This is a genomic window from Luteitalea sp. (genome assembly GCF_044337415.1).
In the GTDB taxonomy this organism is placed as follows: Bacteria; Acidobacteriota; Vicinamibacteria; order Vicinamibacterales; family Vicinamibacteraceae; genus Luteitalea.
In genome coordinates this window covers 1-10309 of the sequence record NZ_JBIINP010000150.1, presented here as the reverse complement: position 1 = coordinate 10309, position 10309 = coordinate 1, and the positions used below count along the sequence as shown (strand labels likewise).

The window sequence follows — 10309 nt, the reverse complement described above, 5'->3', positions numbered from 1 at the left end:
GACGCACGCCGCAAGGCCGGTGTCGAACTCGCGAAGCGCTGGCTCGAAGGCTGCCAGGTGCTGGGCGTGAAGTCGATGCGCATGAACTCGCCGCAGGCGCTCGGGCCGAGCATCCGGCCCAATGCGGTGCCGCGCGGTCCTGGCGACGGCTACCCGCGCAACATCGACCTGATCCCGCTGCTCGAGGCGGCCATCGAGTCGCACCGCGAGATGGCGGACTTCGGCGGCAAGCTCGGCATCAAGGTGACGATCGAGAACCACTGGGGCCTGGCCGCCGACCCGATGAACATCCGCACCATCATCGACGAGGTCAACCACCCCTACTGCGAGGCGTCTCCCGACTTCGGCAACTGGGAGCACGAGTACCACCTCGTGAACGGATTGAAGGCCCTGGCGCCCTACGCGAGCAGCAACGTGCACGCGAAGTACTGGGACCGCTGGGGCGATCGCAACAACGTGCAGCGCTCCGTGCGGATCATGCTCGCCGCGGGCTTCCGGGGCACCTTCGCGCTCGAGTACGAGCAGGGCCCGCACGACGGCGTCGCCGGCGCGAAGTATCTCTACGACGAGGTGCTCGCGGCCCTCACGACGCCGACGCCGGTGGTGGGCTGACAGGGGCTGGCGCGGCCCCGCGTGAGGCCGCGCCGCCTACTTCACCGACGCCGGCCGGGGCGCGTCGAGCGACTCGACGAACACAAGGACGTCGGTGACGGCCTTGCCGAGCGGAATCGGCGTCGAGAGCGTGAAGGGCGCACGCACACCCGGCCCCACTCCGGCAGCGGCGTCCTTCACGGCCGGCACGCCGGTCAGCACCTCGAGCACGTCCCCCGCCTCGTCACGCAGCAGCGCGGTGACGGCAATCGCATCAGGACGCGTCGTCCCGCCGCTCGTGACCGCGAGCGAACCCTCGACGCGGTAGCCCGAGAGCGTGGCCCGCGACCTGGTGATCGTCGACGTGAACGACGCGGCAGCAGTCGGGCACGGCTCGATGGCCCCCCGACGCGTCGATGCAGACACCCAGGCGATCGGGCCAGCCACGGGACGGTCGCCCTCGGCGACCTGCAGGATGTAGCCCGAGGGCGGCACCTCGAAGTCGTCGACACGCTTGAGCCTGAACCGATACGGCAGCAGGGCGCCAGGCTCGACCGTGCTGACGCGCGCCTCGCTCTCGAGCGGGGCGTCGAGCGGCTTCCAGCCGTCGTCGACGTACTGCAGGAAAACGCGGACGTCTCGGGCACAGCCGCCCGCGTTGGTCAGCGCCCCCACGAGCACACCGACCTTCGCGTTCTCCCAGGTGACCGCCGCGTTGCGCAGCGGCCGCATCTCCAGTCCCTCACTCGTGAGAATGCGCGCCGTCGGCGGCAGGGCCACCCACGCCGGCAGCACCGGGCGCACCTCGACGGTCGCGACCGGTGCGCGCGGCAGGGTGAGGGTGTTGAGCGGACCGGTGGCCTGGGCGGCGGCGACGCCAGGCGACATGGCCAGCGCGAGCAGGCAAGCGTGCACGACGCGCCCGGGTCTCACGCGCTGTACCTCACGCGCACAGACGATGGGAACACGCGCGTGCCCGCCAGCGTCACGCCCGGCAGCCCGTCGAGGTTGACCTCCGCCAGGCGCGGCAGGCGCGCCAGGTGCGCGACGCCCGCGTCGGTCACCCGCTGGCACTCGTACAGGTCGACCTGCTCGAGCGTCGGCATCGTGGCGAGGTCCTCGAGGCTCCGGTCGGTGATCTGCGTGAGCCCGGCGTAGTAGTACGTGAGCGGCAGTTCCCTCACATAGCGGGTCGCGGCGTCGGTCGTGTCGCGACAGTACATGCAGGTCAGCCGCGTCAGGCCTGCGCAGCGGCCCACATGGCGGAAGCCCTCGTCGGTGACGTCGATCGGCGTGAGCTCGGCCAGCGCCGGGAATGACGGCAGCATGGCCAGCGACGCCTCGTCGACCTGCTTGCAACTGACGCCGAGGCCACGCAGTGTCGCCATCGTGCCGAGCGCGCGGAAGCCGCGGCCGGTGAGGTGTGGGCACTCGCGGCCCCACAGCGACTCCAGCGACCGCGATCGGGCGAGCGCCTCGAAGCCGGCATCGGTGGCGTGCGTGCCCTGGGCGCGCAGGCGCCGCAGGCGTGGCAACGACGCAAAGTGGCCCATCGCGACGTCGTCGCTGAGATGGCCATCGGCGCCCAGGACCTCGAGGTGCGGAAGCGAGCCGAGCGCCGCGAAGGCATCGGTGGTGATCGCCGACACGTGCCAGAACATGTCGAGCTCGCGCACGCCGTCGAGGCCGGCGAGCGAGGCGAGGCCGGCGTTGGAGAACGGCCCGTCGATCAGCAGCCGCGCGCCCTGGTCGGGAGCCGAGGGCGCAGACGCCAGTCCCGGAATGTCGTGCAGGCGCACCAGGCCTGCGTCGGTCACGAGACGGCCGGTGCTCAGCGATCGCAGCGACGCCTTGCCCGCGAGCGCGGCGATGAGGCCGTCGCCCGTCGGCGTGCCCATCACGTTGACGTGCTCGAGCCGGTCGCAGGCGGCGAGCGAGGCGAGCGAGGCGTCGGTGACACCCGCCTGCCACGTCATCTCGAAGTGCCGGAGGGCCGGGAGCTCGCCGAGCACGCGCAGGCCGTCGTCGGTCCAGGCGCCGCCGGGGTACTCGCTGAGATTGAGCCGCTCGAGCTGCGGCATGCGCGCCAGCAGTCGGAGCCCGGCGTCCGACAGGCCCCGCGATCCGCCGAGCGACAGCGACGTCACGTGCTCGAGCGTGGTCATCAGGGCCAGTGCAGCCTCGGTCATCGCCCCGTTGGCCTCGAGCGCGGTGATGCGCTGCTCGCGCATCAGGGCGACGATCGCGTCCCAGTCGGCTGGCGACGGCGGCCGACGGATGACGAGCGCGCCCGACCCCGGGTCGATGCCATGGGTCGGGATGGGCGGCGTGCCGTCCTCGATGGCCGCGAGCAGCGCCGCCCAGCTGCCGTAGCCGGCATCCTGCGCCACCCACAGCCTGGCCTCGTCGAGCAGCAGGTCACGGGTGCCCCCACGGTTGCTGCGCTGCCTCAGGGCGTACACGCGACGCCACGCCTCGGCTCGCACGTCGTCCTGCGAACGCGCGCGGCCATCGTGCCCGACCAGCCGGGCGAGGGCATCCGGGTCGCCGTCGCGGTGGGCGAGGACGAGGTCGTCCGCGAGCGCGACGTACGCCGCCGCCGTGAGCTGTGGCGTCATGGGTCGTTCGTCAGCATACGCCCGGCGACCGGCTATCGAACTACAGAGACAGGGCACCGTGCCGATTGTCCGACCGTGGGAACCGCACGGTTGCCGTGCCCCCGTGGTCCGTCCCGCATGCGGCTGGGGCTGGCCAAGGAGACACGAGCGTGACGACCAGGGAACGCGAGCTGGAACTCGAAGTCGCCCGCCTTCGCCGGGTGGTCGACGTGCTGGCGCGGCGCGTCGAGCAGGCCACCGACTGGAGCGGCGACGGCTACACCCTCTTCGAGCGGGCCCTGTCGCTGCAGGACGAGGTGGAGCGCCGCACCCGGGAGCTGACCACCAAGCAGGCCGAGCTCGAGGACGCCATCACCAGCCTCCGCAAGGGCGAGGACCTGCTCGACCGCACGGGCCAGGTCGCCGGCGTCGGTGGCTGGGAGCTCGAGATCGAGCCGATGGTGCTGCGCTGGACGGCGCAGACCTGCCGCATCCACGAGGTGCCGATCGACTACCAGCCCAACGTCGCCCACGCCATCGAGTTCTACGCGCCCGAGGCGCGCCCGCTCATCGATGCCGCCGTGCGGGCCGCCGTGGACGAGGGCACCCCCTTCGACCTCCAGTTGCCGCTGGTCACGGCGCGGCAGCGGCGCATCTGGGTGCGGGCGACCGGCGTCCCGGAGTCGCGCGCCGGGCGCGTCCTCCGCGTGACCGGCGCCTTCCAGGACATCACGAGCCAGAAGGCCGCCGAGCAGGCGATCCTGGCTGGAACGCGCCGCCTGGAGAACATCATCGCGGCCGAGCAGGCCGCCACGTGGGAGTGGGACGTCACCACGGGCCACTGCCACATCAACGAACGCTGGGCGACGATGGCCGGGTACACCGTGGCGGAACTCGAGCCCATCACCATCGAGACGTGGACGCGCCTGGCACATCCCGATGACCTGCTGGTGTCGGGCAAGTCCCTCGACGCGCACTTCTCCGGGCTCTCCCCTGCGTACGAGGCCGATATCCGGATGCGGCACAAGGACGGACACTGGGTCTGGGTGCACGACCGCGGCACGGTGCTCGAGTGGACGGCCGACGGCCGGCCCCGCCTGATGGCCGGTACGCACCACGACATCACGGACCGTCGGGAGGCACACGACCGCCTCTGCGAGGCCAACCTGCAGCTCATGGCCGCGGAAGCCCGGGCGCTCGAGCTCGCCGCGCGGGCCGAGGCGGCCAGCATCGCCAAGAGCGAGTTCCTGGCGAACATGAGTCACGAGATCCGGACGCCCATCAACGGCGTCCTCGGCATGACCACGCTGCTGCTCGACACCGCCCTCGCCCCCGAGCAGCGACGCCACGCCGAGACGATCGCGGCCAGCGGCGAGTCGCTGCTCTCGGTGATCAACGACATCCTCGACGTGTCGAAGATCGAGGCGGGCAAGCTCGACATCGAGGCCATCGATTTCGATCTGGCCGACACGCTGGAAGACCTCGCCGCCTCGCTGGCGCTCCGCGCGCACCAGAAGGGCCTCGAGCTGGTCGCCCGGATAGCCGACGACGTGCCACTGGCCCTGCGGGGTGACCCCGGCCGCATCAAGCAGATCGTCACCAACCTGGTCGGCAATGCGGTGAAGTTCACCGACGCGGGCGAGGTGACGCTCGGCGTCGAGGTCGCCGAACGCTCCACCGACTTCGCGTTGCTGCAGGTGACGGTGCGCGACACGGGCATCGGCATCCCCGCCGACAAGCTGGACGCGGTGTTCGACAAGTTCACACAGGCCGATGGGTCCACGACGCGCCGCTACGGCGGCACGGGACTCGGGCTGGCCATCGCGCGCCAACTCGCCGAGCTGATGGGCGGCCACGTCGGCGTGCGCAGCGAACCCGGTCTCGGGTCCGAGTTCTGGTTCACCGTCCGCGTGCAGGTGCGTGGCGGCGGCGAGGCGGTCATCCGGCCAAGGTCCCTGTTGCGCGAGGTTCCCGTGCTGGTGGTCGACGACAACCGCGCCAGCGCCGAGGTCCTGGCCACGACGCTGCGCGGCTGGGGCGCCATCCCCCTGGTGGCGACGACCGGCGAGGAGGCGCTCGACATCCTCCAGCGTGACTGCCAGTCGGCCACCGCCGTCCGCATCGCCCTGGTCGACCTGCGGATGCCGGGGATGGACGGCTTCGCGCTGGCGACGGCCGTGCGCAGCGCGCCGCACCTGCGCGACGTCCGCCTCGTCTCCATGCATCCGGTGAGTCGCACCGGCCTCGACGCGCAGAGCCAGGCCGCCGGCTTCGTCGCCGACCTGACCAAGCCCCCACGCCGCGCCGAACTCGCCAAGGCGCTCGACCACGCCTGTGCCACCACCGCCTCCACGGCGGCCGTGCCCGTCGCCGTCGCCGCGGGGCCGGCGGCACCGACCATCGTGCCCTCGCTGCATCGCCGCCTCCTCCGGGTGCTCGTGGCGGAGGACAACCCGGTGAACCAGCGCGTCGCGATCGGCATCCTGCGCAAGCTGGGCATCGACCCGCTCGTCGTCGACAACGGCGTGCAGGCCCTCGAGGCGCTCGAGCGGGAACGATTCGACCTGGTGTTCATGGATGTGCAGATGCCGGAACTCGATGGATTCGCCGCCACGCGCGAGCTGCGCCGGCGCGAGGTCCCGGGCCTGAACCGCACCGTCCCCGTGGTGGCCATGACCGCGCACGCGATGCAGGGCGACCGCGACCGGTGCCTGCAGGCCGGCATGAGTGACTACATGTCGAAGCCGGTCTCCCCGCAGGCCGTCGCCAAGGCGGTCGATCGCTGGTGCCCGGCGAGCATCGCCGCTGGCGCCTGAGGGGCTGCCTTAAGGTCAGCTGACGCGCCGGGCCGGCCTCCTCTACCATTCCGGTGCAGGTCGCCCCGTGTCCATGCTCGTCCCCACCGACGCCTCGATCGCCGGGCGCCCCGCGCCGCCCCGCTGGCCGCGCCACCTGGCCTGGGCGGTGGTCGCGACATGGCTGCTCGTCCTGGGGCCACGGGCGAGCGCCGACAGTCACACGCGCGGCGACGTCCGCGTCGCCCACTGGACCACGGCCGAAGGGCTCCCGCAGAACACCATCAACGACATCGTCGCCCTGCCCAACGGCGAGTTGTGGCTGGCCACCTTCGGCGGCCTCGTGCGGTTCGACGGCGTCGGCTTCACCGTCGTCGACATCGCCAACAGCCCGGGCCTCGCCTCCAACCGCGTCACCGCCCTCGTGCCGGCCGGAGCGGACGCCCTGTGGTTCGTCACGCAGGACGGCCACCTCGGCCGACTCGAACGGGGCCGGGTCACGCCCCTGCTGTCGCCAGCCCCGGCGATGCAGACGGTGATCAGCCTGGTGCGCGGCCGCAGCGGGTTCTACGCACAGGCGGCCAACGGCACGGTCTGGGCGAGCGACGGCACGCGCCCCTGGCGGCTGGAGATGCAGGCGCCGCCCGGCGGCTCGGGCGGCCTCAACTTCCTTACGAGCACCAGGAGCGGCCGCGTCTGGGCTTCCTTCGAGACTGTCCTGACCGAGGTCTCGGCCAGTGCGGGCACGCCTGTGCCACTGCCGGCCAAGGGTCGGGGTGTCAGCGCGGGGCCGGGCGACGACATCTGGGTCGGGTTCGACGATCGGCTGGCACGACTGAGCGGCGGCCGTCTCGACACGCTGGACGTGCGGCCGGCCCTCACGGCCGGCGTGAGCGTCGTCCTGCCGGTCAGCGAGGCCCAGGCCTGGGTCTCCGGCGATGGGGTCGTGTCACAACTCACCGCGCACCCCGACGGCACCTGGCACCGCGAGGACCTGCCTCTTGGCCTGGCACCGGGACTCGTCATCCGCGCCCTGGCCGTGGACAGCGAGGGCAGCCTGTGGATTGGCACGAACGGTCGCGGACTCTACCGCGCCGATCGCCACGCCACGCAGCGCTTCGGCGAGCAGTCCGGCATCGGCGCCGTGGCCGCCGTCGTGCCTGACGACACGGGAGGCGCGTGGGTGTCGAGCATCTGCAACGGCATCTTCCACATCGACGACGCAGGCGGCGTCGAGCACGTCTACCACAGCGGCTTCACGACGCAGAGCAACCCCGGTGGGTGCGAGCACGCCTTCGCCCCGGCCCCCGGGGGACGACTGTGGCTGCGCTGGGAGGCGCACCTGTTCCGCGTGGAACGTGCCCCGACACGCATCACGCCGATGCCCGTCTCCCTGCCGGCCGACACGGGCCCCGTGCTCGCACGGCCCGACGGCACCCTGTGGGTGATCTCGCGGGGCGGCGACGTGCGCCGCGTGTCGGGCGATCGCGTCCTCGAACGGCACACGCTGCCGGCCCCGCTGATCAGCGCGGCGCTGGCGCCCGACGGCGCCCTGTGGGTCGGCGGCTCGGCGACGATCCACGAGGTGCGCGGCACCACCGTGCGCACCTTCGACCAGACACACGGCGTGCCGCGTGGGGCCGTGCGGGATCTGCTGATCACGGCGGCGGGCGATGTGTGGATCGCCACCTATGGCGGTGGCCTCGGCGTGCTGCACGGCGGCATCGTCACGCGGATCACCACGGCGGCGGGCCTGCCCGACAACGGCATCAGCCGGCTGCTCGACGATGGGCGCGGCCGGGTATGGATGGCGACCAACCGTGGTATGGCGGTGGTGGAGCGACGCGCCGTCGAGGCGTTCATCGCCAGCCCGCAGCGCGCCCTGGCCCCCGTGGTGTTCGGTGCCGAGCGGGGCGTACCCGAGGCCAACTTCGGGCTCCCGGCCGGCGCCGTGGACACGCGCGGCCGCGTGTGGGTCGGCACGATCGACGGCGTGGTGCGCATCGACGCGGCAGGCTTCCCGTTCAATCCCGTCGCACCGCTCATCCGCATCGACAGCGTGCTGGCCGACGAACGTGAACTGCCGATCGGCCCGGTCGTGGAGATCCCGCCGGGCACGGCGCGGGTCCGCCTGAACTTCAGCGCCGCGGCGTTGCTCTATCCCGAGCGCATGCGCTACCGCTTCCGCATCGAGGGCATCGACAGGGACTGGGTGGACGTGGGGCCCCAGCGGTTCGCCACCTTCACGCCGTCCGGCCCCGGCCGCCACCGCTTCCTGCTCCAGGCGCGCAACGAGGACGGCGTGTGGAACGTGGCACCCGCCGCGCTGGAACTCGCGATCCTGCCGGCCTGGTGGCAGACACGCACGGCGCGCCTGGCCGGGCTCGCCCTGGTCGCGCTGCTGGCGTTCGGCCTGTACCGGCAACGCGTCGGCGCGCTGGAGCGGCGCCATGCCGAGCGCGTCAAGATCTTCGAGGATCGACGACGCGCGGACGAGCAGGCCGCCGACCTGCGGCGGCAACTGGAGCACGTGTCGCGGGTGGCCCTCGCCGGCGAACTCGCCGCCAGCCTCGCGCACGAGGTGAAGCAGCCGCTGACCGCCATCGTGGCCAACGCCGAGGCAGCGCAGCACGTGGTGGCTGCGGGCCCAGCGCCCGACCCGGATGTCCGCGAGATGCTCCAGGACATCGTCGCGCAGGGCCTGCGCGCCTCGGAGGTGATCACGGGCCTGCGCGAGTTCCTGCGTTCAGGCACGCCCGATGACCGCCCCATCGACATGTCCGCCCTGGTGCGCGAGATGTTGCCCCTGGTGCGTCGCGAACTGGAGGACCACCGCATTCGGGTCGAACTGGTGCTGTCCAACGACCTCGGCATGGTGCGCGGGCGACGCGTCCAGTTGGGCCAGGTCGTGGTGAACCTGCTGATGAACGCGTGTGAGGCGATGGCCTCGCAGGACGCGCCGCGGCAGGTCAACGTCACCACCCGGCAGCAGGGCGATCGCGTCGACCTGGCTGTGACCGACAGTGGACCGGGCCTGTCGCCGGAGATCGCCGACAAGCTGTTCGAACCGTTCGTGACCACCAAGCCCGAAGGCATGGGCATGGGACTGGCCATCTGCCGGTCCATCGCCGACGCCCACCGCGGGCGCCTGACGGCGGACGCGGCGCCCGGGGGCGGCCTGCGGGTGACGCTGTCGCTGCCGGCCGACGGGCGGCACGACGCAGAACCACCCTTCGATAGTCGCGCCTGAATCCTTCGGCCGTGGCGCAGCGTCCTCCAGTCCGGCTGCCCTGCCACACTTTTGCCGACCGAAGCGTCTTTCGCGACGCTTCCCGGAGGTCCTCCATGCGTTTGCTGTCCCTGTCCCTCCCGCGTGCCCTTGGCGCGGCCACCATCGCCCTGACCACGCTCGCCGCCTCGGCGCCGACCGAGGCCGCCCCGATCACCATGACCGGCAAGTTCCAGGCCGAAGCCGTGGGCGCCACCGGTGACGGCTCAGTGCGGTACGAGTACGACTCGACCCTCAAGACACTCTCGATCGCGGCGAGGTTTTCCGGGTTGTCCGGCCTGACGACGGTTGCGCACATCCACTGCTGCACGGCCCTGCCGTTGACGGGCACGGCGGGTGTGGCGACGCAGGTGCCGACCTTCGTGGGGTTTCCCACGAACGTGACCAGCGGCAAGTTCAAGACCACGCTGAACCTTGCCGATGCCAGCAGCTGGAACGCCGCGTTCATCACGAGCAGCGGCGGGACCACGGCCGCCGCCGAGACACGGTTGCTCAACAACCTCGAGAGCGGCCAGGCGTATTTCAACATCCACACCTCCACCTTCCGCGGCGGTGAGATCCGCGCGTTCGTGCCCGAGCCTGGCACCATGGCGCTGCTCGGCACGGCGCTGGCCGGCCTGCTGGTGCGCCGCCGCCGCAGCTAGGCAGACGCGCTTCACGACACGTGCAGGACCGAGGGCCGGGCGACCGCGAGTCGTCCGGCCCTTTCTGCGTCGGTGGTCGGCACGACCATCGGCGCGGACCGGGACGAGATGCCGTACCCTGTCGCGCATGCGCCTGCCGCCGGTCCTCCTGCTGCTCGTCCTCGCGAGCGCGGGTATCGCCTCGACCAGGATCACGGCGCGACAACCGGCCGGCGCCCAGCCCCCTGACGCCCTGGCGCCGCTCTCGTACAACGACCCCGCGCTCGTCGTCGACCTGGGCGTCGGTCTGTGGGCGTGGCCCATGCCGTGGGATGTCGACGCCGATGGCGACGTCGATCTGCTCGTCTCGTGCCCCGACAAGCCGTCCAACGGCGTGTGGCTCTTCGAGAACAC

6 protein-coding genes and 1 pseudogene are annotated in these 10309 nt (G+C 71.9%); 5 read left to right on the top strand and 2 right to left on the bottom strand.

The features are described 5' to 3' along the window. A partial coding sequence (locus ACIRDX_RS16990) for a sugar phosphate isomerase/epimerase family protein (RefSeq protein WP_396626627.1) occupies window positions 1–612 on the top strand: 612 nt, incomplete at its 5' end. A gap of 36 nt (window positions 613–648) precedes the next feature. Here ACIRDX_RS16990 and ACIRDX_RS16985 read toward each other — a convergent pair. Both ACIRDX_RS16985 and ACIRDX_RS16980 read right to left on the bottom strand, forming a co-directional pair. Further along, entirely contained in the window at window positions 649–1524 is an 876-nt protein-coding gene (locus tag ACIRDX_RS16985) for a hypothetical protein (RefSeq protein ID WP_396626626.1), read from the bottom strand. Beyond that, window positions 1521–3209, bottom strand: a complete 1689-nt coding sequence (locus ACIRDX_RS16980; RefSeq protein WP_396626625.1) for a hypothetical protein — start codon at window positions 3207–3209, stop codon at window positions 1521–1523. Before ACIRDX_RS16980 ends, ACIRDX_RS16985 begins: the two co-directional genes overlap by 4 nt. Before the next feature lie 149 nt (window positions 3210–3358). On the opposite strand from ACIRDX_RS16980, the gene ACIRDX_RS16975 reads away from it, so the two are divergent. The 4 genes and pseudogenes from ACIRDX_RS16975 to ACIRDX_RS16960 form a co-directional block, all read left to right on the top strand. Next, on the top strand, window positions 3359–6004 hold the full coding sequence (locus tag ACIRDX_RS16975) for a response regulator (RefSeq protein WP_396626624.1): 2646 nt from the start codon (window positions 3359–3361) through the stop codon (window positions 6002–6004). A gap of 73 nt (window positions 6005–6077) precedes the next feature. Next, entirely contained in the window at window positions 6078–9233 is a 3156-nt protein-coding gene (locus tag ACIRDX_RS16970) for an ATP-binding protein (RefSeq protein ID WP_396626628.1), read from the top strand. A 95-nt stretch (window positions 9234–9328) separates the two neighbouring features. After that, complete coding sequence (locus tag ACIRDX_RS16965; RefSeq protein ID WP_396626623.1) at window positions 9329–9916, top strand: CHRD domain-containing protein; 588 nt, start codon at window positions 9329–9331, stop codon at window positions 9914–9916. 127 nt (window positions 9917–10043) lie between these two features. Then, window positions 10044–10309, top strand: a pseudogene (locus tag ACIRDX_RS16960) (hypothetical protein); the annotation flags it as partial.